Below are 24,249 nucleotides of genomic sequence, written 5' to 3'. Positions count from 1 at the left end.
TGCTGTCACAGGGCGAGGCAGCGAACATGTAAAGGAGTAGTCACGTAATGCCAGGTGGTTTCTTTCAGGCGTTGAGGGGCAGCAGGCGATGGCGCAAGGACTGGGCCTGGCTGCCGATCCTGCTTGTTGTCCTGTTGCTGGTTTCCGGTGGTCCACTGAGCGCTCAGTCCCTGCCTATCGGCGGGCTGGGGGGCGGCGAGGACGATGCCGGTCATGACCCCGCGGCGTTCCAGCAGTCGCTGAACGAGGTGATTGGCACCCTGGAGGATACCCAGCAGCGCGAGGCGCTGCTCGAAAGCCTGCGCGAATTGCAGCAGGTGCATGCCGAGCGTGCCGAAGAGGGAATGGGGCAGCGGCAGGGGCTGCTCGGCGCCCTGGCGGAGACGTTCAGCGAGCTGGGTGAGCAGGCCGAAGCGGGTGAGTCGCCGATCGATGACTGGCAGCGCCAGCTGGAGCAGGGATGGGAGGATCTCGGTGACTTGATAGTTGGCACAGACTCCGCCGAGATCGCACGATTCACCATCGAGAGTGCCGTACTGCTGGCGATCTGGGCGGGGCTGCTGGTGATCCTGATTGCCCTGGGCAGGCAGCTGTTCGTGAAGCGAGGGTTGCCCCTTGACTTGCCGCGGGAGCCGCGGGGCTGGCTGCTGGCGCTGCATTTCCTCCGGCGCATGTTGCCCTGGGCCCTGGCCTTCGTCCTTGTCATGGGCCTTGCCCAGGCCTTGCCCGCCAGCCCCGGACGAACCCTGGCGCTGATCATCGCCTATCTGGCGCTGTGCGGGCGCGCCCTGTCGGTGATAGTGGAATGTGTGATTTCGGTCTTTACCCGAGGCCATCGCTTCATAGCAGTGCTCATCCTGCAGCAGCGGGCTCTGCGTAAGCTGTTCGTCATTGGCGCACTGATCGCGCTCGGCGATGCGCTAAATTCGGAACGCTTGTCTCTGATGATAGGGGAAGAACTGGCGGCGCTGGGCTCGGTGCTGGCCAATATGCTTGCAGCCATTCTCAGTATTCGCTTCATTCTCAGGTTCAAGCGGCCAATCAAGCATCTGATCCGCAATCGCTCCTGGCGTGTTCGCTCTGACGGTGGCACCACTATCGAATTGGCGCGTATCGTCGGTGGGCTGTGGCATGTCCCGGCGCTGCTGATCGTGGTGGGTTCACTGCTGGCCATCTTTATCACCGTGGGGGATGTCGGCGCGGCGTTGGCCCGCTCGATCATCTCTGCTGCCTTGCTGGTGCTGACCCTGGTCGTTACCGGCCTGATCCAGCGTCACATCGAGCGGCGCGCCAAGCGCCGTCGGATCAGTGAATACCGGCGCCGTCTCGAGCGCTTCGGCTATGCACTCTCGCATGTGGTTGCCTGGATCGTCTTCGCCGAACTGTCGCTGCAGGTATGGGGCGGCTCGCTGTTCGGCCTGGGTAGGGAGGGCGTGGCCGGCATGCGTATCGGCCAGGCACTGCTGGCGCTGGGCTTCACCGTGCTGCTGGCGTGGCTGGTGTGGATATTTGCCGATACCGCGATTCAGCGGGCGCTGATCACCTCGGGGCGCTCCCGTGGCCGCCGGGTCAACCAGGCACGGGCTCAGACCATTACTCCGATGATCCGTAACGTGATCTTCGCCACCATCGTAATCATCACCGGTATCGTGGGCCTGGCCAACCTGGGGGTTAACGTTACACCCCTGCTGGCCGGTGCCGGGGTCATCGGCCTGGCGGTGGGCTTCGGGGCCCAGACCCTGGTGCAGGACCTCATCACCGGCATCTTCATCATCATCGAGGATTCACTGGCGGTGGACGACTTCGTTCAGATCAATGGCCATATGGGCACCGTCGAGGGCCTGACCCTGCGCACCGTCAGATTGCGCGACCTGGACGGCATCCTGCACATCATCACCTTCAGCGCCATCCAGTCGATCCACAACATGTCACGTCATTTCGGTATTGCGCTGATGCGCATCCGCATACCGCACACCATGAAGATAGACGATGCCATCACCCTGATGCAGGAAACGGCCCAGGAACTGCGCCAGGACCCGATGATGCGCCACCATATCTGGTCGCCCCTGGAAATGCAGGGCGTCGACCGCTTTGATGAAGGGGCTGCGGTGCTACGCATGCGCTTCCGCACTGCACCGGTAATGCAGTGGGATGTGGCCCGTGCCTTCAACCTGCTGCTGAAGCAACGCATGGAAGCCAAGGAGATCGATCTGGGCATGCCGCGGCTCAGCGTCAGCATGGAAGGTCAGCCCGGCGATGATATGTCCACTGGAACGGCGTCAGACGATCATCAGGGACAGTTCCGTGACGCCAAGGGGCGGGAACCGGGTGAAGCGGGTATTGCCGACCCGCAGGGCGACACCAATCCACAGCGGGCCTCCCCCGAATGATGACGGCACTGCGTTGACTGGCAGGCGCATCGTCAGCGCAGGGCGTTGGGTGGGACCGTGGCAAGCTGGCCGCCTTCCGCCGTACCATGGGACTGGATACTACCGACCTTCGGTCCCTGGATCAGGAGCAGCGGCGACGTGATCACCGTCGAACGCAAGGATAGCTTTCATCTCAAGATTTCCCGCGTCCTGCAGGAGGAGACCTCGCACCGGTTGGACGTGTTCCTGTTCGTACCCGGTGAGCTGGGGTTGAACGATCACGTCATCTCCGAGGACGCCTTCTACCACAGCGTCATTCACAGCAAGCGCACCTACTACAGTGACAAACACCATCTGCCGCTGGTGCTGAGCCGGCTGGCCAGCCGCGGCAAGCTGACCAGCGACCAGTACCGGCTGAGCCTCAGCCTCTACGCTTACCAGTATGTGGTTGCACTGGAGCGCTCGACCCAGACCCTGCTGGACACTGCCAGACAGGTGAAAGAGGAGGAGCGGCGCCAGGACGGTCGGGATGAGTCGAACGCCGAAGGCGAGCTGCCTCCTGCGGAGGGTGAGCGTGCCGAGGAGGCGATAACCCCAGCGGTGCGCCTGAGCGAACAGCTCGAGGAATTGTGCGAGCTTGCTCAAGGCATACTGCGACGCCTGCGGCGCAACCAGCCCGGCAGCGAAAAGCTTCACAAGTACTATGCCAATATCGACAACTACCTTTCCTGGTTCACCGAGCAGCAGTTGCTGGCGCTGGTGGCAAACCTGCCGCGAGGCAGGGGGTTCCGTTCGGCGCGGAAACGGTTACTGACGATCTGTACTGCTGAGAGCGATCATCGCGAGCAGGCGGAGTACAACTCCCGTCGAGTCACCCATGACCCCACCCGGATGTCCAACAAGATGCGGCTGCTGCGGCGACTGATCGAACACCCGGTAACACTGAAGCAGCAGAGCCAGGAGTTGGGCAGTGGGGAGCAGAAGGCGGTCAAGGGGCTGGCCACGGCGGTGGTCATGATCTTCGTCTCACTGGGGCTGCTCCAGGCCCGCGACTCCCTTGGTGACATCACGGCTCTTTTCGTGCTCGCGATGGCCGTACTCTATGCCATGCGGGAGGTATTCAAGGATGATCTACGTAATACGCTGTGGCGCTGGTTGCGCAAGGGGCGACCGAAGTGGCGACGCCAGTATCTGGATGCCACCAGCGGCGCGCCGGTGGGTCGCCAGCTGGAGTGGTTCGACTACAAGCGATTCAGCAAGCTCGATGAAGATATCCAAAGGGTGAGGAAGCGCAATGTGGCTCAGCGCGAGGAAGTGGTACTCCACTATCGCTCGAGTTCACGCATGTCGCCTACCCGTTTCCTCAGCGGCTACGAGACGACGCGTGAAACCCTGTCGCTTGACCTCTCGGTACTGGCACGACTGATGGACAAGGGCGAGCACCATGTCTACCGGTTGAAGGATGGCCAGGTATCTCAGGAGTCGGTGGAGAAGCGCCATCTTCTGAATCTGGTCATCCGCGAGGAAGGCATCAATACCCGGCCAGTCATTCAGCGCTGGAAGATCGTCATGAGCCGTTCACGTATCGTCGATGTGGAGCAGGTCTACCAGGAGGGTGGAGAGTCGGAAGAGGGAAATGGGTCCCGGCTGGCGAAGGTTTGAGAGGTAGGCTTGCTTCATGTCAAGCTGTTGAAAATAGTTGTCTGCTAATGTAATGGTGAAGGTGCGGTTTGTGAGACCCCCCATCTGGGACTAGATTCATAGCCATGCCTTCCCGCTTTCATTATCCGGAGATACCACCATGCAAGCTGCAGATGTCATGACGCCCAATGTCATTACTGTTTCGCCCGACGCGGATGTCCAGGAGATCGCTCGCCTGCTGCTCGACAACAACATCAGTGCGCTGCCGGTGGTGGATACGGAGCATAAGGTGTTGGGCATCGTCAGTGAGGGCGACCTGATGCGACGGGTCGAGACTGGCACACAGCGTCGCAAGTCCTGGTGGCTGCAGCTGCTTGAGGGCAATAATCCCAGCGAGTACATCAAGACCCATGCACGCAAGGCGCACGAAATCATGACTCGCGACCCGGTGACCGTCAGCGAGGATGAGTCGCTGCGACGTATCGCCAAGCTGCTTGAGCGCCACCATATCAAGCGGGTGCCGGTGGTGCGCGATGGCCGTCTGGTGGGGATTGTCAGCCGGGCCAATCTGCTGCGCGGCTTTGCCGCCAAGAAGACGGACGTCGAGGCGGTCAGCGTTGATGATCGAGACATTCGCGATGCCATTCTCAAGGAGATCGACGATAACACCGGGGTCTGGGTCGACCGTATCAACGTCATCGTCGCCGATGGTGCTGTTCAGGCCTGGGGCCTGGTGGAGAATCAGGAAGAGTGGCAAGCCGTTCAGGTAGCCATTGAAAACACCCCCGGGGTGAAGTCGGTAGAAAACAACGTAGGGATGTTGCCGCGGGGTATGGGGGGAGCCTGAGGCCCCGGAGCGACAGGGCGCAGGAAAGTATGACTAGTGCATGTCAGTAGGGCGGCCGACCGGCCGCCCTACTGATAGTGCGTCAGCGGATCTGCTGGAGGGCAGCCTCCAGATTATCCAGGCTGCGCTCGAGATGGTGCAGCTTGTCCAGACCGAACAGGCCGATGCGAAAGGCTTGATAGCCCTCGCCCTCGTCGCACATCAGCGGCACCCCGCCCGCTACCTGGACGCCGGCGGTGGCAAACTTGCCGACGACACCCGGATCACGGGTGTAGTAGACCACGACACCGGGCGCTTCGAATCCGGGAGCCGCCACGCTGAGGTAGCCGTACTTGGCCATCAACGAGCGCACACCCTCGCCCAGCGCCCACTGTTCCTCGCGGACCTTGTCGAAGCCGTAGGCAGCCGTCTCCGCCATGATGTCGCGCAGCCGTGCCAGGCCGTCGGTGGGCATGGTGGCGTGGTAGGCGTGGCCGCCGTTTTCGTAGGTCTCCATGATGGTAAGCCACTTGCGCAGGTCACAGGCAAAGCTGGTGCTGGTGGTCTCCTCGATCCGCTCTCGGGCCAGCTCGGAGAGCATGACCATGCCGCAGCAGGGCAGGCCGCTCCATCCCTTCTGCGGCGCGCTTAGCAGCACGTCGACGCCGATCTTGCGCATGTCCACCCAGAGCGTACCGGAGGCGATGCAGTCAAGGACGAAGAGCCCGCCCACCGCATGAACGGCGGCTGCGATGCGCTTGAGGTAATCATCGGGTAGCAGGATACCGGCGGAGGTCTCGACATGGGGCGCGAAGACAACCGCAGGCCGCTCGTCGTGAATGGTGCGTTCCACCTCTTCGATGGGCGCCGGGGCGAAGGCTGACAGCGGGTCGGCCGGGTCCTCGCGGCGCGCCTTGAGCACGGTGATGGAGTCCGGAATGGCCCCCATCTCGAGTATCTGGGACCAGCGAAAGCTGAACTGGCCGTTGCGGATCACCAGGCAGTGTTTGCCGGTGGCGAACTGGCGTGCCGCAGCCTCCATGCCGAAAGTGCCGCTGCCAGGCACGATCACGGCACTATGTGCCTGGTAGACCTGCTTGAGAGTGGTAGAAATGTCCTGCATCACGCCCTGGAAGCGCTGGGACATGTGATTCAATGAACGATCGGTATAGACCACCGAGTATTCCAGCAGGCCATCGGGGTCGACATCGGGCAGCAGGCCGGGCATTTATTTCTCCCTGTATACAGTTCGGGGTAAGCAATGCCTAGAGGATATTCTGATTGGCGGTCATGAACCAGTTTCGGCGCCAAGGGGTGGGTCGTCTTGCAAGGGAGGTGGTGACCTGGCCGGGACACGCATTCGCATGCGGCCCCGGTGGATGGCGGCTCAGGGTCTGCAGAAATAGACTTTTGCCGGGGGGATGTTGATGGGCTCGAAGCCGCATTCCACGGCGGAGAAGACCTGACGCAGGTCGGTCAGGACCTTGGGTGAAAACTGATAGATCAGCATGGAACCCTCCGGCAGCAGCGCTTCCCGGCTGCCTTTGAGGATGCGTTCGCGAATCTCCGCGGGCATGGTGCTGAAGGGAATGCCCGCGACGACATAGTCGGCGGCGGGCAGACCGAGGCGATCGAGTTCGGCCTGGATGGTCTCGGCGGAGCCACTGATGACCTGAAGGCGTGGATCGAGTAAAGAGCGTTGCAGGAAGTCGACGAACTCCTCGTTGGTCTCTATGACCACCAGCGTCGCTTCCGGATGCAGGTGTTTCAGAATCTCTCGTGTGATTGTGCCGACACCGGGGCCATACTCGACGATGACGCGCGCGCGTTCCCAGTCGACCGGCTCGAGCAGCCGACGTACCAGATAGGGTGAACTTGGGATAATGGAACCCAGCATCCGAGGATGCTTGAAGAAATTACGGGCGAAGAGTGACAGTTGGGCGCGTCGCTCGGTTCCTGCCATGACCGAGGGTCGGTCTTGAGCCGTCATGGGCTAGCCTCCTGATTTATAGCGTAACATGACTCCACTCTAGGCTAGCGGGCTCGTGCAGGAAAGGGCACTTTGTTTCATAACCCCTCCGGCAGGTTGCGGCAGCGGGTATTCTGGATTGTTGCATGCCCGGCGCCGCGGGCCAAAAACCCCCTGCGGCTAAAGAGTATGTGAAATATACTTGACGGAGGGCTGGCGGAGGCATAGCTTGGAATGTGGATATTTTATATGAACGTCTGTAATTGTTGACGTCTGAGCACCCTTTCCAGCTGCGGGTGATACCATGCCAAACAACAAGACCAGCGAACCTTCCGACTCGGCGCCACCCTTGGTTCGCTTCGATGCGGTACAGAAGACCTTCGATGGCGAGAACTTGGTGGTGAAGGACCTCAACCTCACCATCCATCAAGGCGAATTCGTGACCCTCTTGGGTCCTTCCGGTTCCGGCAAGACAACCTGCCTGATGATGCTGGCCGGCTTCGAGGTGCCTACCAACGGCGACATCTACCTGGGCACCCAGCGCTTGAACAGCGTGCCTCCTCACAAGCGCAATTTCGGTATGGTCTTCCAGAATTATGCTCTCTTCCCCCATATGACGGTGGAGGAGAACATTCGTTATCCGCTCAAGACGCGCAAGGTGCCGGCGGCTGAAGCTGACCGCAAGGTGGCCGAGATACTGGATATGATCAAGCTGGGTGAGTTCGCTCGGCGTCGCCCTACGCAGCTATCGGGCGGACAGCAGCAGCGTGTCGCCCTGGCCCGCGCCCTGGTCTTCGAGCCGCAGTTGATCCTGATGGATGAGCCCCTCGGTGCGCTCGACAAACAGCTGCGCGAGCACATGCAGCTTGAGATCAAGCAGCTTCATGAGCAGTTGGGATTGACTGTCGTCTTTGTCACCCATGACCAGAGCGAAGCACTGACCATGTCGGATCGCGTGGCGGTCTTTGACGACGGAATCATCCAGCAGATCGACACCCCCAGCAATCTCTACGAGTACCCGGCCAATGCCTTTGTTGCCCAGTTCATTGGCGAAAACAATACCCTGCCCGGCCGCATCGAGTCCGTGGAAGGGCGCCAATGCCGGGTCAGCTTTGGCGATGGCTTGAACACCGGAGCACTGATCGGCCCGAGCCTGGGGGTGGGCGACACCACACGGCTCTCGATTCGCCCAGAGCGTATCAAGCTCAATGGCGCATCACGAGAGTTGCCCAATCGCATGCAGGCGCGTGTGCGGGAGTTCATCTACCTCGGGGATCACATGCGGGTGCGCTGTGAACTCGCCGGCAACGACGACTTCGTCGCCCGCGTCCCCGTGGATGAGTTCACCAGCAGCATGCGGTCGGGCGATGTGGTGGAGCTCGGCTGGCGAGACGAGGACGTTCGCGCACTGGATGCTCCCTGATCGCCTCCATTGACCCATGCACATATCCAGGCGCAGCCCGGATTGGCACGGTGCGCGGTAAGTGCGTTTCATCAACAGCGTTTCATCAAGAACAAGGTTCTGTACCAACAACGTTTCAATAACGTTCCTTATCAACAACAAAGGTCTCAAAGACCGGGAGAAAGATATGACTCACAGCCGTTTCCCACTTTCGCGTCTTGGTCGCAGCGTTGCCATCGGCAGCCTGCTGACGACGGGGCTGGCCGTTTCCGCTGGCGCCCAGGCACTGACCGTCATCTCCTTTGGCGGTGCGTCCGGTGACGCCATGCAGCAGGCCTACTACGGCCCCTTCCTCGCACCTGGGCGAGAGGGCAATGAAACTCGAAGCCCAATAGCTATCCGGAAGGGGCGGCAGTAGATGCGGCGGGTAGATGGGAGGAAGGTCGCGCGTCTTACCCTGGGAGGTCTGGTGGTCTGCCATGGTGCTACCGGCGTCGAGAGGCGGCGGGATGGGCCACCAGGCGTCAGCAGAGGCCATAGTAAGTGCCGATTCACCCCGGCACCAAGGGCCGAACATGGAGAGCCGTGAGTAGGCGATGACGTCTCGAGGATCGATCATGAAGACAGAAACTGGCGCTGATACCGCCACCCACCCAGAGGGGCAGGGGCGGAACCCCGAGTCCCAGCCGGTGGGCGTCGAGACGGTCCCGGCGTCGTCATCGTGGACGAAAGCGGAGCCCGCCCCGCTCATGGAGGTCGTGGTAGAGAAGGTCAACATGGCGCGGGCTTACCGTAGGGTGGTTACCAACAAAGGGGCGCCGGGTGCCGACGGCATGACGGTGGACCAGTTGGCCAACCACCTGAAGCAACACTGGTCGACGCTGCGCGAGCGGCTGCTGGCCGGTGAGTACCACCCCAGCCCAGTTCGAGCCGTCGAGATCCCCAAGCCCAAGGGCGGGACGCGACAGCTCGGCATCCCCACGGTCACCGACCGGCTGATCCAGCAGGCGCTGCTCCAAGTGCTGACGCCGCTCTTCGATCCGGGCTTCTCCGCATCGAGTTACGGCTACCGCCCCGGGCGCAGTGCCCAGCAGGCCGTTTCGGCGATGAAGACCCATGTCGCCGCCGGCCACCGCTGGGCGGTCGACCTCGATCTAGAAGCCTTCTTCGACCGAGTGAACCACGACCTGCTGATGGCACGGGTCGCGCGCCGCGTTCACGACAAGCGGGTGCTGCGCCTGATCCGCCGTTACCTGGAAGCCGGCATGTTCCAGGATGGCTTGACCGCGCCACGCCGGCAGGGCACGCCCCAGGGCGGACCGCTGAGTCCGCTGCTGGCGAATATCCTGCTGGATGACGTGGACAAGGAACTGGAGCGCCGCGGCCACCGCTTCTGCCGCTACGCCGACGACATGCAGGTGTATGTCAGGAGTCGGCGAGCGGGCGAGCGGGTCATGGCCAGTCTGAGTGATTTTCTCGAGAGCTCACTCAGGCTGACGGTCAATCGCGACAAAAGCGCGGTGGGCCGGCCATGGAATCGGGGGTATCTGGGCTACACGCTGACTCGGCACAAGCTGCCGAAGCTGACGCTGGCCAAGGCCAGTGTGCAGCGCCTGATGCAGCGTGTCCGCGAGATCCTCAAGCGCGGCAGGGGGCGCAACATTTGACGCGTCATCGAAGAACTGATCCCGGTCCTGCGGGGCTGGGCCAACTACTTCAGCCTCGTCGACGTGAAACGCCCCCTGGAAGTGCTGGATCAATGGATACGTCGCCGACTGCGCTGCGTAATCTGGCGGCAGTGGAAGCGCCCATGGACCCGACGCCGCAAGCTTCTGGCGCTGGGTCTGGACGAGCAGCGTGCCTGGAAGTCAGCGGGGAATGGGCGAGNGGTGCAGCCCACCGGAGAGCGCCACCCACAGACTAAGCAGCAGCAGCGCCAGCATTGGCGTGGGTAGAACACTCTGCAGCAGCGCCCCGATGCTGGCAAGGATCGCCCCGAGCAGCAATCCGACAAGCGCCACCGCCTCGGTGGTGACGGTGGGCACGCGACCGGCACCCAGCAGCTGGGGAGGTAGATACTGGCCGATACTGACGGCAATGCCAACGGCACAGGCGGTGAGGATCGGCGCCAGCAACAGGGGCAGGCGTACCCGCCAGAAGACGGCATTTGGCGAGCTGCCAAGCGTTCGCCCGAGTTGCGACCAGCGTGTGTCGAGGCGTCGGTAGGATTCCGACAGCGAGAGAAACACATAGGGCAGTACGAAGAGCAGGTGGCCGAAGATGACCAGTCCATGGTTTGGGCGGCTGCCGAGGGATTCCATGACCACCACCAGGCCGAACAGGAAGGCGATCTGCGGTACGATCAGCGGCAGATAGAGCAGCGTCAGTGCCGACAGCAGCCGCCCCTGGGCCGGATGGCGTCCGGTGCGCTGCTCGTTTTCCAGCGCTGCCAGGGTGAGCGCCAGGGCGATCAATGTCGAGGCCGCGGCGATTATCACCGTCGAGGCCACCGGGTCCGTCAGCGAGGGCAGGGCGCGAATCCAGTGCATCGCGGTGAAGCCCTGGGGCAGGGCTTCGGGAAAGCGCCAGAAGCCGGCCACGGAGTTGAGCGCCAGGCTGCCGATACCGACGAAGGCGGTGAGGGTGGCGAACAGGATCAATCCCTTCCCGGCCAGGCGCAGCGGCTGCTCTCCGCGCTGCCGTCCGCCCCGGGCGACCCAGCGACGCCCGAGGCAGGCGACACCCCGCTCCAGGCACCACCAGACCACAAGGGCGGCGGCGGTGATGCCCAGCTGCAACACGGCACCGGCCGAGGCCATGAAACGCCGGGAGAGGTCGGGGTCGTTGAACCAGGCGAGGATCGACACGGAGAGCGTCGGCGGCAGGGTGGGGCCGAGGATCAGTGCCACGTCGACCACCGCGGTGGCATAGGCGATCACTGCGTAGACCGGAAGACGGATCAGCGGGTAGAGGGCCGGCGCCACCACCTTCAGCCAGGCGATGGTCGGACGGTAGCCGAGTGAGCGAGCCATCGCCACGCGTCTTTCGGGGTCCAGCTGCGGCAGGGCGGCAAGGCTCATCAACAGCAGGAAGGGTATTTCCTTGATGACAAGCCCGGCCATCAGCGACAGCCCCCAGGGATCCTGGACGATCAGTGCGTCGGGTGGCCGCTCCCAGCCGGTCAGCCCCGGCGATATCAGTCGCGAGATCAGGCCCGACGGCGCGATCAGAAAGGCCAGCCCGAAGGCGGCGGCGGCATGGGGAATCGACAGCAGCGGCGAGACCATGCGCCGAATCCAGCGATCGAGCCGACTGCCCGACGCGCTTGCCAGAAACAGCAACACGACCGTCAGCGAGACGACGGTGGTGGCAAGGCCGCTGACGAAACTGACCGTCACCGAGCGGGCGAGCCCGGGCTGGGCGAACAGGTCGCGCCAGGGTGCGAGGCTGAACTCGTTACCGCCCAGGGCCGGCAGATAGCCGAAGGCGGGCAGCACCGCCATGGCCACCCCGGCCAGAATGGGCGCGACCAGCAGCGTGACGATCAGTGCCGGCGCGAGACGCAGTATCACGGGATGTCAGTACCGGAAAAAGGCTTCATGGCATCAGTTGCCCACATAGCGTGCTTGCCATGCCTCCTGAAGGGCAGTCATCCAACTGGGGTGGGGTTCAGGCAGCATGGTTTCCAGCGCTTCGGGGGGCAGCAAGGCCGGGTTTTCCTCCACCTGGGGGAACAGGGCGAGAATCTCATCGTCGACGCGGGTCAGGTCGAGGACGGTTGGATCACCCCACACGGTTAGATCATGCTTGTGAGCCTGTGCCTCGGGTGAGAGCAGAAAATTGGCCAGGACCATGGCGCCTGCCTTGTTGGGGGAGTTGAACGGGATGGCAACGAAATGTACGTTGCCAAGGGTGCCTTCATCGAGCACATAGCTGCGAATCGACGTCGGAAGTTCGAAGTCAGCTACTGCTGCGGCGGGTGCCGTCGGGTTGAAGGTGAAGGCCAGCGAGAGTTCTCCGTCGCCCACCAGCCTCTGCATGTCGGGGCCGCTGGCAGGAAACTGCCTTCCGCTTCGCCAAAGATGGGGGTGCAGCGTATCCAGGTAGTCCCACAGCGGTGCGGTGACCGCCTCAAAGTCACTTTCCGACACGGGCGCGTAGAGCGCGTCGGTATCCTCACTCAGCTTGATCAAGGCCTGCTTGAGAAAGGTGCTACCGATGAAATCGGGAATCCTGGGGTAGGTGAAACGCCCTGGATTGGCTTCTGCCCAGTCCAGCACCGCCTCGATGCTTCCGGGAGGGGCTCCCTCGATATCGGCACTGTCATAGTAAAAGGTGATCTGAGCCTTGCCCCAGGGTGCTTCGAAGCCCTCGGTGGGCAGCGTGAAATCCGTTACCACTTCAGGGTTGTGTTCGGGAAAGGTTAGGGGGAAGTGGGGCAGGGAATCTGCAAATGGACCGAACAGAAGGTCGTTGGCCCGCATGGCGGCGAAGTTTTCGCCGTTGATCCAGACCAGGTCGATGCTGCCATCTTCGAGATTGCCACCCTGTTTCTCGGCCAGTACCCGCGACACCGCCGTGCTGGTGTCGTCGAGCTTCACATGCACCACCTCCACTCCATGGATCTCCTGCATCCTCCCGTCGACCCACTCCAGGTAGCGATTGGTGCGCGTGTCACCGGCCCAGGCATTCCAGTAGACGGTTTGCCCATGTGCCTCATCGAGTACGGATTCCCAGTCGCCGGGATCGGGGTCGGCATGCAGTGGGGCGGCGATAAGCAGGGCAAGTGGCGTAGTGACAGCGAGCATACGGTTCAGCATTGGCAGGTTCCTGGTGCGGTGTTCGGTCAGTGGATGGTCGAAGGAAGCCTGGATTCCTTACAGCATTGGCCTGATTTTTCCCTTCTGCTTTACCTTCTTACGCATTCTTGCCGCGCGTCTGTAAGTAATCGCCCTCGGCTCCTACCAAAGGATACCGCTGGCAAGCGGCGGTGTGTCATGGCCCTTTGGGTCCAGACAAAGCAAACAACAACCAACGGCTTGATCGGAATTTCATCATGGAGGTAGAGACCATGTCACAGCATGACGACAAGCGCCGCAGGCTGCTAGGGCGTCTCAGTCAACAGCTCGCCTATACGGCCCCGGTACTGGCGCTGATGGCTGGCGGTGCCGCGCTGCACGCCACGACGATCAATGCATCGACCGACTCAGGCTACGGGCCTGTTTCCGAAGAGACGATGCTGCTGGCCAGCAACCATGCCCAAGGCGAAGCAGAAGCGGAAGGTGAGGCAGAGGCAGAAGCCGAGGGTGAAGGAGAAGCAGAAGCCGAGGGTGAAGCAGAAGCGGAAGGTGAGGCAGAGGCAGAAGCCGAGGGTGAAGCAGAAGCGGAAGCAGAAGCGGAAGCAGAAGCAGAGGCAGAGGCTGGCGATCGCTCGGCGGTAGAGCGCCCCGAGGCTTATACCCCGGGATATAGCGAGGAGGGTGAAAACGACCCGGCGCTGCTGGCACTGGGCGAAGAGCTGTTCAACGATCCCAGCTTGAGTACGACAGGCCTATCGTGCGCCTCCTGTCATGCGGGAGATACAGGCTACCTGGAGACCTTCGAGCAACCCTATCCGCATCGGGTGGCAATGGGAGAGAATCTCTTTGGCATGGAAATGGTGCATGCCGACGAAATGGTCCAGATGTGCATGGTCAGCCCCATGGCCGCCGAGGCACTGGGGTGGGACAGCGAGGAGCTGGCGGCACTCTCGGCCTACGTTGTCGAAGTGCAGCGGCGCTATGCCGGCGAACCCCATAATCTCTGACGCTTCGCAGCGATAAGTGCCACGCTCGCCCGATGCCGTTCAGCGGCATCGGGCCATTGCGTACCGGTAGAGATAATGCTCGACCCTGCGTTAACGTCTCTGCACTGCTAATCTGAATTCAGAAGTACCTGAAGTAGAAAATACCTGCTTCCTGGGGGGAGCCAGCTTTCGCTACGCAAGGACGCCACGCAAGGGATGGTCATCATGCGGACACGTCGGGTTGCCTTCGTTCATCGCTTTCTCCTGCTGACCAGCCTGCTGTGCCTGGTTCTCGGCGGTGGGCTGCTGGCTTGGCAGACGCAGGCACAGGAGAGCGAGCGGGTTGCCCTGGTCATGACCATCGACGGTGCCATCGGCCCGGCTACCGGCGACTATTTCCAGCGAGGCCTGTCGCTTGCTGCCGAGCGTGATGCTGAGCTGGTGATCGTGCAGATGGACACGCCGGGTGGGCTGGATGCCTCCATGCGCAGCATGATCCGCAACATGCTTTCTTCGCCGGTACCGGTGGCTATCTATGTCTCGCCCAGTGGCTCCCGGGCCGCCAGCGCCGGCACCTACCTGCTGTATGCCAGCCACGTTGCCGCCATGGCTCCCGCCACCCACCTCGGCTCGGCGACGCCGGTGCAGATGGGTGGCGGCTTCCCCGGCCTGGATGAGCCGGACGACGAAAATGACCGCAGCGGGGCTGGGGAGGAAGACAACGAGGCCGGCGGCGAGGCCAATGGCAACGGTAACGGCAGCGCCGACGAGGAAGCGGGTGCCAACGGTGAGTCGAATGGAGACGAGGCCGCTCCCGAAGAGGAGGAATACGCCGATACGCGCCGCCGTGGCGAAACCGCCATGGAGCGCAAGGTACTCGAGGATGCCGTCTACTATATTCGCGGGCTGGCCGAACGCCACGGTCGCAACGCCGACTGGGCCGAGGAGGCGGTGCGCGAAGCGGTCAACCTGACCTCCCGCGAGGCATTGGAGAAGAACGTGATCGACGTGGTGGCCGTCGATATCGAGGATCTGCTGGCCCAGATCGATGGTCGCGAGGTGGTGATGGACTACGGCGAGCGGACACTGGATACGGCCGAGCTGACCATCGAACGCTTCGACCCCGACTGGCGCACCCAGCTGCTGCAGGTGATCACCAACCCCAACGTGGCCTACTTCCTGATGATCATCGGCTTCTACGGGCTGATCTTCGAGCTGTCCAATCCCGGCAGCCTGGTGCCTGGCACCATCGGCATCATTTCGCTACTGCTGGCTCTCTTCGCTTTTCAGCTGCTGCCGATCAACTATGCGGGGCTGGCATTGATACTGGTAGGGCTGGCGCTGATCGTGGGCGAGGCTTTGATGCCCAGCTTCGGCATTCTGGGAATGGGCGGCATCGTCGCCTTTGTGATCGGATCGGTGATGCTGATGGATGCAGACAACCTGAGAATCTCGCTGCCGTTGATCGGCGGCATCGCGCTGGTGGCAGCCGTCTTCATGCTTTGGACACTGACGCGCTTCATGGGGCTGCGCCGACGACCGGCCAGGACCGGTCATGAACAACTGCTCGGCAGCCAGGGGCGAGCACTCGAGCGCTTCGAAGGCCGTGGCCATGTTCGTGTGATGGGGGAGCGCTGGAACGCCCGGAGTGCCAGCCCGCTGCACAAGGACCAGGTCGTCAGGGTCGTTGCGGTCGAGGGGTTGACTCTGGTCGTGGAGCCTGTCGATACCTGAACTGTTGCGATACTTGACTGCTGAACATACCGATACAACACAGCCTTAGTGACACCAAGGAGATGGACCATGCTGATTTCCTATCTCGTGCCAGTGGTACTGGTTCTCATGCTGATCGCCGCATCGATCCGCATCCTGCCCGAGTACAAGCGGGGCGTCGTGTTCTTCCTGGGCCGCTTCCAGGCGGTCAAGGGTCCGGGGTTGATCATCGTAATTCCCGGAATCCAGCAGATGACCGTGGTGGACCTGCGCGTGATTACCATGGACGTGCCGGAGCAGGACGTCATTTCCCAGGACAACGTCACCGTCAAGGTCAACGCGGTACTCTATTTCCGGGTGGTCGATCCGGAGAAGGCGATCATTCAGGTCGAGAATTTCACCATCGCCACCAGCCAACTGGCCCAGACCACGCTGCGCTCGGTGCTGGGCAAGCATGACCTGGACGAGATGCTCTCCGAGCGCGACAAGCTCAACGACGACATCCAGGAGATCATAGATACCCAGACCGAGGAGTGGGGTATCAAGGTGGCCAACGTCGAGATCAAGCATGTCGATCTCGATGAGAGCATGATTCGCGCCATCGCCCGTCAGGCCGAGGCTGAGCGTGAGCGCCGCGCCAAGGTCATCCACGCCGAGGGTGAGCTGCAGGCTTCCCGGAAGCTGGTCGAGGCGGCCAACGTCATGGCCGAGAACTCGGCGGCGCTGCAGCTGCGTTACCTGCAGACCATGAGCGACATGAGCAACAAGAATGCCTCCACCATCGTGTTCCCCTTGCCCATGGATATCATGGAGGCATTTCGGCACCTGAAGGCGTCACCGGCCGCTCAGGCGCGGGCCGCCCGGGACGACCAGGAGGGCGGCGATACCACCTGACCTTACTGCCATGGGCACACCTAACATGGCATGCGTGGAGCCTGCCGGACTTAACATTGATCTGCTGCGAGATCCGGTCTTTCGGCCAATTTCATTCGATCTAATGCGTTAAATAGCGGGCTATTCGCCTTATCAGATCGATAAACTTGTCTCGAAATCCAAATCACTCGCGACGATCGGTCAAATCCGACAGACTCCCAGGCGATCCACCGACAGCGAGGTCGCCTTGATTCACACCCTATCGCACCGCCAGCAGGGCCTGTTGCTCACCGGTGGCGGTGCGCTGATCATTTCCCCCGATGCGCTGCTGATCAAGCTGATCGGCTTGCCGGATGCAGACATCCTGGTCTGGCGTGGCCTGCTGACCGCCTTGGGCTTCATCGCCATCGTCGCCGCGCGCCATGGAAGCGGCTTCGTCGAGGCGTATCGGCGCTGCGGCTGGACCGGTATCGGGGTTGCTGTGCTGTTCAGCTTCTCCACCTTCGGTTTCGTGCTGGGCAATCAGTACACCAAAGGCGGCAACGTATTGATGATCCTGGCCGGTGCGCCCTTGATTGCGGCGCTGCTGTCGCGGCTCTTTCTCAAGGAGCACCTCCCGCGGCGGACCTGGCTGGCGATCTGGCTCTGCCTGCTGGGGACTTCACTGATCGTGCTCGACGATGCCGGTGCCGGTTCGTGGATCGGCAACGGCTTCGCGCTACTGGCCGCCACCGCCTTGGCCGCCAACTTTACCCTTTGCCGCACCCGCCCCGGCGTCGACATGAGCCCGATGCTGATGCTGTCGATCGGCCTCAAGGGAGGCATGGCGCTCTACGGCAACCTGCGCTGGTCACTGATACCGGAACTCCTCGCGGTAGCGGCCCTGGGCGCCTTGATCCCGCTGGCATTGATGCCAGTGCTGCGCCGCCTTGTACGCCTGTNGTGCCACTGTCACCGTCTGCCCCAGCCACGATGCCCTTAGCTGCAACAACGGTGACTGGACGGCCCCGCTGATGGTGATACAGGGCCGTGCCGAAGGAGGCAATATCGGCAGCGACGAGGTGCTCCGTATTCTGGACGACAGCCGTGTGGTATCCGTCAGCTATCGTCAGGATGGTCGGCCGGTGCGCTATGGCCCCTTGGGGCGACCGGCCGGGCACAACGGCACTTTCACGATATGCGGTCGACACGATACCGGCGCCAGGGTCGTCGTCAGCAACTTCGGCCGGGTGCGGGTAGAGACCGGAGCGACCTGCTGAGACAGGCCCCTAACCCTTGGGGCCCATCAACAGCCACACGATCAACCCCACCAGCGGGAAGAGCAACAGGACAAGGATCCATAGCAGCTTGGCCACGGGGCCAGCCGGACTCTTCGCCACCTTGACGATGGCCCAGACCAGGATGATCAGCCAGATAAGGCCTAATAAACCACCTACTTCAATTCCCATCGGACATCTCCTTGTCGATTCAGTAACAGAAGGTCCTCTAGGAGTAGCACGGCCAGGTTACCGTCACAAACCAAAGCCGTAGCAAAATGTCAGGCTCTGTAACTCTGGCGCCTGCAGTACCCTCCGCCTGGGCTGGTCAGCCCAGGTCTCACTGCCCCGCTACGATTGCCGCAAGAGAGCAATCGGCGAAAAATGGCGCGCAAATTGCTTGCAGTGAATTGCAAAGGAAAAGATCAATGTCTCTTGTCGGGTAGAATGGTCCCCCCTTGCCCAACCTGAAAGGAGTGACTCTTGGCCAGCGGACTGCTGTTCAATGTGCTGATCTTTCTCGCCGCGGCGGTACTGATCGTGCCGGTGTTCAAGCGCCTGGGGCTCGGCGAGGTGCTCGGCTACCTGGCCGCCGGGGTGGTCATCGGCCCTTCGGTGCTGGCCCTGGTGCCGGACGCTCAGGGCGTACTGCAGTTTTCCCAGGTAGGCATCGTCCTGCTGCTGTTCGTGATCGGCCTCGAGCTCAAGCCCTCCCGCCTCCGGGTGATGCGCAAGGCCGTGTTCGGCTTCGGCAGCCTGCAGGTCAGCGTCACCACCCTGCTGCTCGCCCTGGCTGCCTGGTGGCTGGGGCTGTCGCCCGCCGCCGCCATTGTGGTGGGTTTCAGCCTGGGACTCTGCTCCACGCCGCTGGTCCTGCACCTGCTTGGTGAACGCAAGGAGCTGCAGACCCGCCACGGGCGCCACGCCTTCGCCCTGCTGCTGTTCCAGGATCTGGCCGCGATTCCGGTGCTGGCCATCGTTCCCCTGCTCGCCGCAGATGCCTTGATGACTAACGGCGCGACTCCGCTGCTGCGCGAGGTGATTCTCGCCGCGGGCGCCTTCGCCGGGCTGATCGTCGGTGGACGCTTCCTGCTGCGGCCGCTGTTTCACTATGCTGCCGCCACTCGCAGCCGCGAGGTCTTCGCCGGCACCGCCCTGCTGGTGGTGATCGGTGCCGCACTGCTGATGGAGCTGGCCGGCCTCTCCATGGCCCTGGGCGCCTTCATTGCCGGTGTACTGCTTGCCGATTCGGAGTATCGCCACAATATCGAGGCCGACATCGAGCCCTACCGCGGCCTGCTGCTGGGGCTGTTCTTCATGGCCGTGGGCATGATGGCGGAGATCGGCCTGCTGGCGGAGATCCCTCTGGTGGTGCTCGGCCTGACCCTGGGACTGGTGCTGCTCAAGGCGCTGAGCCTGCTGATCGCCACGCGGCTCTATGGCGGTAGCTGGAAAGAGGCTGCCAACCTCGCCGTGCTGCTCTCACAGGGCGGCGAATTCGGTTTCGTGCTGCTCTCCGCCGCGGCCGCCGCCGCCCTGCTCGACCAGTCGCTGGTCAGCCTGCTGATCCTGGTGATCTCGCTCTCCATGGTGGTCACACCGCTGCTCTTCCAGCTGCATGTCCATGGCTTGCGTCGGCTCTACGCCCCCTCCCGGACGAAGCCGACCTACGATAGCCCCCGGGACGAGTCCCCCCAGATCATCATTGCGGGCTTCGGGCGCTTCGGCCAGATCATGGGGCGCGCCCTGCAGGGGCTGAAGATTCCCTACACCGTGCTCGACATCAACGCCGAGCAGGTCGAGGTGGTACGGCGCTACGGCAACAAGGTCTACTACGGCGACGCCTCGCGCATCGACCTGCTCAAGGCTGCCGGCGCCGACAAGGCCCGGGTACTGGTCGTGGCGGTGGGAGACCCCGAGGCGTCCATGCGTATCGTCGAGCAGGCGAGGCGACAGTTTCCCCACCTCAAGCTCTATGCCCGGGCCCGCAACCGCTACCATGCCCACCTGCTGATGCGGGCCGGCGTCATCCACATCGTGCGCGAACTGCTGCCCGCCAGCCTGGAGCTTACCCGCGACGCCCTGGTCGGCCTTGGCATCCCGCCCGACCAGGCCCAGCACACCATCGACACCTTCCGGCCCCATGACGAAGAGGCGCTGATGCGTCAGCTGGCGGTGTTCGGCAACGAGAAGAAACAGATCCAGACCATCCAGGAGGCGGCCAGGGAACTAGAGGCGCTCTACGAAGCCGACGAGGATATCGCCACACGAGTGGAGGAGATCCCGCCCCGGCCTCACTGACACTGCCCGAGCCGCCACCAGGTCGGCAGCAGGCTGCGAACGTGGCGATGGCCGAAGCGGTCGTCGATCAATACCAGCGTGCCGCGGTCCTCCGGCCCCCGGATGACCCGGCCGGCCGCCTGCACTACCTTGATCAGGCCGGGGATACGGTAGGCATAGTCGTCGCCACGACCGAAGCGGCTCTCCAGCCGGGCCTTGAGCGCCTCGTTGAAGGGGTCGAACGGGGGCAGCCCCAGGGTGGCGATGAAGGCACCGATCAGCCGATCCCCGGGAAGGTCGATGCCTTCGGCGAAGGCGCCACCCAGCACTGCAAAGCCGATTCCCCGGCCACCCGGCCGAAAGCGCGCCAGGAAGGCATCCCGGTCGGCCTCCTGCATGCCGCGGGTCTGGGCCCAGGCGGGTATTTCGGCATGGGCCTCGCGCAGGCGTGCCATTACCGCCTCGAGGTAGGCGAAGCTGCTGAAGAAGGCCAGGTAGTTGCCCGGACGTTGCCGATACTGCCCTGCCAGTTCGGCGACGATCGGCTCGACGGAGGCCGCCCGGTCCCGTAGCCGTGTCGAGATACCGCCCTGGATGCGCACCTCCAGCTGGTCGCTGGTGAAGGGCGAGGATACCGACTGCCAGGCGCTCGCCTCCGGCAGGCCCAGCAGGTCGCGATGGTAATGCGCAGGGCTCAGCGTGGCCGAGAAGAGCACGCAGCTCCGGGCCGCGGCGAAGCGCGGGGCCAGGAAGTCGGCCGGCACCAGGTTGCGCAGCCCGACGACCGAGTGCCCTTTGCCATGGCGCGTCAGGTCGCACAGCGAGTGGTCGCCGAAGGAGTCGGCCAGGCGGCAGAAGGCAAGTGCCTCGAACAGACGCTCCTGCAGTTCCGGGTCAGAGCCGGTCGGGTGCTCGCCCAGATAGTCGGTGATGGCGGCGGCCAGCAGCTGCAATGCTCCCACCAGCCTGTCGGGAAGCCCCTCGAGGACACAGTAGGCCGGGCGCCCCGGCTCCCCCTCCGGCGCCGGCCCCGCCTCGCGAACCAGCGCCTGCCATTGCCGCACCACCCGCCCCAGGGGGCGGACCAGGGCCGGCGGCGCCGAGCGATGCAGCCGGCTGAAGTCTCGCTGGTCGAGCTCGGCGCTGTACATGGCACGGGCCCGTTCGATGAGGTTGTGGGCTTCATCCACCAGCAGCGCCAAGCGCCAGCCGTCTGCCTGGGCCAGTCCGTGCAGCAGGCCGCCGGCATCGAAGTAGTGGTTGACGTCCCCCACCGTCACATCGCACCAGCGGGCCAGCTCCTGCCCCAGGTAGTAGGGACAGACCTCATGGGCTAGCGCCACCTCGCGCAGCGCCTCGCGGTCGAGCCAGCCCCGGGTTACCGCCGCCTGGCGCGCCGCCGGCAGGCGATCGTAGAAACCCGCCGCCAGCGGGCAGGCCTCGCCATGGCACGTCTTGTCGGGATGCTCGCAGGCCTTGCTGCGGGCCACCAGCTCCAGCACCCGCAGCGGTCGGCGCTCTTCGCCATGTTCCGCGCTGCCGGCGGCTCCCAGCCGGGCCAGGGCATCCAGCGCCAGGCGGCGTCCCGGGGTCTTCATGGTCAGGAAGGCGATGCGGTCGAGGCCCTGGCGCGGCATGGCCGTGAGCAGCGGAAAGAGGGTGCCGATGGTCTTGCCGATGCCGGTGGGCGCCTGGGTCAGCAGGCAGCGTGCGGTGGCGGCCGCCTTGTAGACCCCCTCGGCCAGCTCCCGCTGGCCGGGCCGAAACGCGGGGTGGGGGAAGCTGAGCCGGTACAAGTCGTCGTCCCGCGCCTGGCGATGACGGCTCTCCTGCTCGGCCCAGGCCAGGAAGCGCCGGCACTGGGCCTCGAAGAACGCCGCCAGCTCTGCCGCACTCGCCTCCTCGCTCAGCGAGGTCTCGCGGCCGGTAGCGATATCGAGATAGACCAGCGCCAGCGTCACCGCCTCGAGCTTTCGCTCGGCGCACAGCAGGGCCCCGTAGACCCTTACCTGAGCCCAGTGCAGGGCGCGCTGGTTGGCCGCCATGCGCGCCAGGTCGCCGCGATGGGTCTTGACCTCCTCCAGGCGATTGGCCCGGGGGTCGTAGCCATCGGCGCGACCGCTGACCACCAGGCCCCGGTAGCTACCCGACAGCGGCAGTTCGGCTTCATAACCGGTACCACGCCGGCCCGCCACCAGGACATGCCCGGCGATACCTTCCCGGGCGCTGGGCGAGGGGGTGAAGCGATGGTCGAGATCGCCTTCACGGGCGGTAAAGTCGCACAGCGCGCGTACCGCCACGCGATACTGCCCATCCTTCGCGGTCATGATCCTACCGCCTCGTCCTGCCAGGTCACATGGCACACCACGGCGGGAATGCCGTGCGCCCGGAAGTACGCCAACCAGCGGCGCTGGTTGTCCTGCAGCCGGTCGCCGGGGCCCTTCACCTCGATCAGCCGATAGGCGGGTGACGCGACATCGGCTTCCGGCAGGAACTGGATCAGATCGGGAAGGCCCGCCCGGTTGGCTCGGGGGTCGAGCAGCAGCCGCGCGAAGCAGGCGCGCAGGTGGGCGGCGGGGATATTGGCCAAGGCCTGCAGCAGCAGCGCCTCGTCGAGCGCCTCCCAGTGCAGGAAGGGCGAGGCGAGGCCCCGTTTGCACTGCCAGGTCTCGAGAATGGTCTCGTGGTAGCGTCCGTCATCCAGTTGGGCCAGGCAGGCCGCGAACCGCTCGCGACGGCGTGACACGAAGTCAGCTCGATTGAGGTCCGCCGGGCCGCTGTGGAAGGGGTGAAAGAAGGCGCCGGGCAGCGAGGCAAAGATCGCCGGCCAGCAGAGCAGGCCGAATAGCCCGGTGATCAGCGCATTCTCCACATAGTGCACCGGTGCCTGCGGGGTACCTAGGTGGGCGCAGACGGCCCGCTCCACGCCGAGCGGCCACCCCTCGTCGCTGACGGGGCGCCTCAGGCAGAGGTCCCAGCGCTCGGGCGGGGGCGGCGCCTGCTGCGGTTCCGGTGCCAGCCCCAGCCGGCGCCGCAGCCTCGGCAGCAGCCGCTCGAGGGCCTGGCTCTCTCTTTCATCGGGCGCTTGCGCGTCGAGAGTCTCGCCGAGCGCTTCCTTGCGGGACACCATGACAGAGGCCAGCTCGAAGGCGCGCTGATGCTCGCCCAGCCGCTCCAGCAGGCGCAGGCGGCGGATGCGGGCATCGACATGGCCTCCGCCTCCACCCTCACCGCTGTCGGCCTCGCCATAGGCCTGGAGTGCCAGTGCCGGCTGGCCTCCACGCTCCGCGGCCTGCCCCAGCCGATAAAGCAGCCTCGCACGGCGCTCGTCCAGCCAGGCGTTGCCCTTGGGCACCGGCGGCACCTCGGCGTGCAGCGCCTCGGGAAGCTCCCCCTCTTCGAGCCGTTCGCGCAGCCGGTGCAGCGCCAGGTAGGCATCGACTTCATCGCGGCTCGAAAAGGCCCGCGACTCGGGCGAGAAGGCAACCCGCTCAAAGCGCTGCAGGCCCAGTTCGGCCAGCACGAACTCCGACCAGTCCTGGCGCAGATTGCCGAAGAACATCAAGCGCAGGCGGTCGCAGACGGCCATGATGGATAGCCGCACGACCCGCTCCCCCTGCAGCGCTGACACATCCCCCCAGTTGGCCAGCCGGCGCGGCCCTTCCGGCTGCCCCGACAGCGCCTGGTACAGCGTCGACTTGGCCGCCGACGCCGGTAGGCCCGCCGCCGCAATCTCCGTTGCGAGGACGCGGCGCAGCTCGGCCAGGCGCAGCTGGCGAAACAGCTCGCCGAAGCTCAGCACCGGGTCGGCCTCGACCCAGCCGGCATCAATCAGCGCATCGAGCGCCACCGCGGCATCGTCGATCTCGGTATAGACCAGCTTCGTGGTACGGAAGAACTCGCCCTTGCGCATGACCATGCGCACCAGCAGCGCCTGGGAAGCCCGCGGCAACGCATCGAAGTCGGCGATAAAGCGACGCTCGCCGTCACCCAGGAGATCATCGTGACGCTCGCTCACCCAGCCGAGAACGAAACGAAAGTTCGCCAGGTAGTAGAACGGATCATCGAGAGAGGCCGTGACCGGCGCGACAGGCAAAACACTGTTCATGCATCCATGATATCAGCCCTGTCGCCA

General features: G+C 63.8%; 19 protein-coding genes. 13 read left to right on the top strand and 6 right to left on the bottom strand.

The window, feature by feature from the left end; all coding sequences use genetic code 11:
* Window positions 1–47: 47 nt before the first annotated feature.
* The 3 genes from LOKO_RS11830 to LOKO_RS11820 all read left to right on the top strand — a co-directional run bounded on the left by LOKO_RS11830 (window position 48) and on the right by LOKO_RS11820 (window position 4,857).
* Window positions 48–2,390, top strand: a complete 2,343-nt coding sequence (locus LOKO_RS11830) for a mechanosensitive ion channel domain-containing protein (RefSeq protein WP_066449404.1) — start codon at window positions 48–50, stop codon at window positions 2,388–2,390.
* Between the two features lie 138 nt (window positions 2,391–2,528).
* On the top strand, window positions 2,529–4,031 hold the full coding sequence (locus LOKO_RS11825; RefSeq protein ID WP_066449401.1) for a hypothetical protein: 1,503 nt from the start codon (window positions 2,529–2,531) through the stop codon (window positions 4,029–4,031).
* Window positions 4,032–4,170: 139 nt separating this feature from the next.
* On the top strand, window positions 4,171–4,857 hold the full coding sequence (locus LOKO_RS11820; RefSeq protein ID WP_066449398.1) for a CBS domain-containing protein: 687 nt from the start codon (window positions 4,171–4,173) through the stop codon (window positions 4,855–4,857).
* Between the two features lie 82 nt (window positions 4,858–4,939).
* Here LOKO_RS11820 and LOKO_RS11815 read toward each other — a convergent pair whose 3' ends face one another.
* Window positions 4,940–6,064 carry an aminotransferase class V-fold PLP-dependent enzyme gene (locus tag LOKO_RS11815; protein ID WP_066449392.1) on the bottom strand — a complete coding sequence of 375 codons (1,125 nt, stop codon included), beginning with the start codon at window positions 6,062–6,064 and terminating at the stop codon, window positions 4,940–4,942.
* Between the two features lie 159 nt (window positions 6,065–6,223).
* A complete protein-coding gene (locus tag LOKO_RS11810) occupies window positions 6,224–6,826 on the bottom strand; it encodes a class I SAM-dependent methyltransferase (RefSeq protein WP_066449389.1) in 603 nt (200 codons plus the stop codon).
* A gap of 283 nt (window positions 6,827–7,109) precedes the next feature.
* On the opposite strand from LOKO_RS11810, the gene LOKO_RS11805 reads away from it, so the two are divergent.
* From LOKO_RS11805 to LOKO_RS20245, 4 genes are all read left to right on the top strand, one after another.
* Window positions 7,110–8,228, top strand: a complete 1,119-nt coding sequence (locus LOKO_RS11805) for an ABC transporter ATP-binding protein (protein ID WP_066449386.1) — start codon at window positions 7,110–7,112, stop codon at window positions 8,226–8,228.
* A gap of 166 nt (window positions 8,229–8,394) precedes the next feature.
* Window positions 8,395–8,625 carry a hypothetical protein gene (locus LOKO_RS19425; protein ID WP_066449380.1) on the top strand — a complete coding sequence of 77 codons (231 nt, stop codon included), beginning with the start codon at window positions 8,395–8,397 and terminating at the stop codon, window positions 8,623–8,625.
* Between the two features lie 199 nt (window positions 8,626–8,824).
* Window positions 8,825–9,874 (top strand): group II intron reverse transcriptase/maturase, encoded by a 1,050-nt coding sequence (gene ltrA, locus LOKO_RS11795; protein WP_235588855.1) that lies wholly within the window; start codon window positions 8,825–8,827, stop codon window positions 9,872–9,874.
* A 6-nt stretch (window positions 9,875–9,880) separates the two neighbouring features.
* Window positions 9,881–10,162: a group II intron maturase-specific domain-containing protein gene (locus LOKO_RS20245; protein ID WP_417935401.1), complete on the top strand. Its 282-nt coding sequence runs from the start codon at window positions 9,881–9,883 to the stop codon at window positions 10,160–10,162.
* Between the two features lie 1,650 nt (window positions 10,163–11,812).
* Here LOKO_RS20245 and LOKO_RS11785 read toward each other — a convergent pair.
* Window positions 11,813–13,027, bottom strand: a complete 1,215-nt coding sequence (locus tag LOKO_RS11785) for an ABC transporter substrate-binding protein (protein ID WP_066449372.1) — start codon at window positions 13,025–13,027, stop codon at window positions 11,813–11,815.
* A gap of 251 nt (window positions 13,028–13,278) precedes the next feature.
* Between LOKO_RS11785 and LOKO_RS11780 the strand changes: the two genes are divergently transcribed.
* From LOKO_RS11780 to LOKO_RS11760, 5 genes are all read left to right on the top strand, one after another.
* Window positions 13,279–14,013 carry a cytochrome c peroxidase gene (locus LOKO_RS11780; protein WP_066449371.1) on the top strand — a complete coding sequence of 245 codons (735 nt, stop codon included), beginning with the start codon at window positions 13,279–13,281 and terminating at the stop codon, window positions 14,011–14,013.
* Between the two features lie 204 nt (window positions 14,014–14,217).
* The gene (locus tag LOKO_RS11775) at window positions 14,218–15,726 is read left to right on the top strand and encodes an NfeD family protein (RefSeq protein WP_066452336.1); all 1,509 of its coding nucleotides are present in this window, start codon (window positions 14,218–14,220) and stop codon (window positions 15,724–15,726) included.
* Between the two features lie 69 nt (window positions 15,727–15,795).
* Window positions 15,796–16,599, top strand: coding sequence for a slipin family protein (locus tag LOKO_RS11770; RefSeq protein ID WP_066449369.1), 804 nt, complete (start codon window positions 15,796–15,798; stop codon window positions 16,597–16,599).
* Between the two features lie 226 nt (window positions 16,600–16,825).
* Window positions 16,826–17,560, top strand: a complete 735-nt coding sequence (locus tag LOKO_RS11765; RefSeq protein ID WP_083517561.1) for a DMT family transporter — start codon at window positions 16,826–16,828, stop codon at window positions 17,558–17,560.
* Window positions 17,508–17,837, top strand: coding sequence for a GspH/FimT family protein (locus tag LOKO_RS11760; RefSeq protein WP_083517560.1), 330 nt, complete (start codon window positions 17,508–17,510; stop codon window positions 17,835–17,837). The genes LOKO_RS11765 and LOKO_RS11760 overlap by 53 nt, the downstream gene beginning before the upstream one ends.
* A 9-nt stretch (window positions 17,838–17,846) precedes the next feature.
* Here the strand turns inward: LOKO_RS11760 and LOKO_RS11755 are convergent, their stop codons facing one another.
* Window positions 17,847–18,026 carry a PLDc N-terminal domain-containing protein gene (locus LOKO_RS11755; RefSeq protein ID WP_066449365.1) on the bottom strand — a complete coding sequence of 60 codons (180 nt, stop codon included), beginning with the start codon at window positions 18,024–18,026 and terminating at the stop codon, window positions 17,847–17,849.
* 291 nt (window positions 18,027–18,317) lie between these two features.
* Between LOKO_RS11755 and LOKO_RS11750 the strand changes: the two genes are divergently transcribed.
* A complete protein-coding gene (locus LOKO_RS11750; RefSeq protein WP_066449363.1) occupies window positions 18,318–20,135 on the top strand; it encodes a monovalent cation:proton antiporter-2 (CPA2) family protein in 1,818 nt (605 codons plus the stop codon).
* Here the strand turns inward: LOKO_RS11750 and LOKO_RS11745 are convergent.
* Window positions 20,129–22,441: an ATP-dependent DNA helicase gene (locus tag LOKO_RS11745; RefSeq protein ID WP_066449356.1), complete on the bottom strand. Its 2,313-nt coding sequence runs from the start codon at window positions 22,439–22,441 to the stop codon at window positions 20,129–20,131. The two genes, LOKO_RS11750 and LOKO_RS11745, sit on opposite strands and share 7 nt — an antisense overlap.
* Window positions 22,438–24,222, bottom strand: a complete 1,785-nt coding sequence (locus tag LOKO_RS11740) for a VRR-NUC domain-containing protein (protein WP_066449353.1) — start codon at window positions 24,220–24,222, stop codon at window positions 22,438–22,440. The genes LOKO_RS11745 and LOKO_RS11740 overlap by 4 nt, the downstream gene beginning before the upstream one ends.
* Window positions 24,223–24,249 lie beyond the last annotated feature (27 nt).

The organism is Halomonas chromatireducens (genome assembly GCF_001545155.1).
Taxonomy (GTDB): Bacteria; Pseudomonadota; Gammaproteobacteria; order Pseudomonadales; family Halomonadaceae; genus Halomonas; species Halomonas chromatireducens.
This window is presented reverse-complemented; position numbering and strand designations above follow the sequence as displayed.

What these genes read in the sequence shown, in the direction of transcription:
- LOKO_RS11745 (WP_066449356.1), bottom strand. Translation starts at nt 22,441, where the DNA reads ATGACCGCGAAGGATGGGCAGTATCGCGTGGCGGTACGCGCGCTGTGC.
- ltrA (WP_235588855.1), top strand. Translation starts at nt 8,825, where the DNA reads ATGAAGACAGAAACTGGCGCTGATACCGCCACCCACCCAGAGGGGCAG.
- LOKO_RS11755 (WP_066449365.1), bottom strand. Translation starts at nt 18,026, where the DNA reads ATGGGAATTGAAGTAGGTGGTTTATTAGGCCTTATCTGGCTGATCATC.
- LOKO_RS11785 (WP_066449372.1), bottom strand. Translation starts at nt 13,027, where the DNA reads ATGCTGAACCGTATGCTCGCTGTCACTACGCCACTTGCCCTGCTTATC.
- LOKO_RS11770 (WP_066449369.1), top strand. Translation starts at nt 15,796, where the DNA reads ATGCTGATTTCCTATCTCGTGCCAGTGGTACTGGTTCTCATGCTGATC.
- LOKO_RS11780 (WP_066449371.1), top strand. Translation starts at nt 13,279, where the DNA reads ATGTCACAGCATGACGACAAGCGCCGCAGGCTGCTAGGGCGTCTCAGT.
- LOKO_RS11820 (WP_066449398.1), top strand. Translation starts at nt 4,171, where the DNA reads ATGCAAGCTGCAGATGTCATGACGCCCAATGTCATTACTGTTTCGCCC.
- LOKO_RS11815 (WP_066449392.1), bottom strand. Translation starts at nt 6,064, where the DNA reads ATGCCCGGCCTGCTGCCCGATGTCGACCCCGATGGCCTGCTGGAATAC.
- LOKO_RS11810 (WP_066449389.1), bottom strand. Translation starts at nt 6,826, where the DNA reads ATGACGGCTCAAGACCGACCCTCGGTCATGGCAGGAACCGAGCGACGC.
- LOKO_RS11830 (WP_066449404.1), top strand. Translation starts at nt 48, where the DNA reads ATGCCAGGTGGTTTCTTTCAGGCGTTGAGGGGCAGCAGGCGATGGCGC.
- LOKO_RS11805 (WP_066449386.1), top strand. Translation starts at nt 7,110, where the DNA reads ATGCCAAACAACAAGACCAGCGAACCTTCCGACTCGGCGCCACCCTTG.
- LOKO_RS11740 (WP_066449353.1), bottom strand. Translation starts at nt 24,222, where the DNA reads ATGAACAGTGTTTTGCCTGTCGCGCCGGTCACGGCCTCTCTCGATGAT.
- LOKO_RS11775 (WP_066452336.1), top strand. Translation starts at nt 14,218, where the DNA reads ATGCGGACACGTCGGGTTGCCTTCGTTCATCGCTTTCTCCTGCTGACC.
- LOKO_RS19425 (WP_066449380.1), top strand. Translation starts at nt 8,395, where the DNA reads ATGACTCACAGCCGTTTCCCACTTTCGCGTCTTGGTCGCAGCGTTGCC.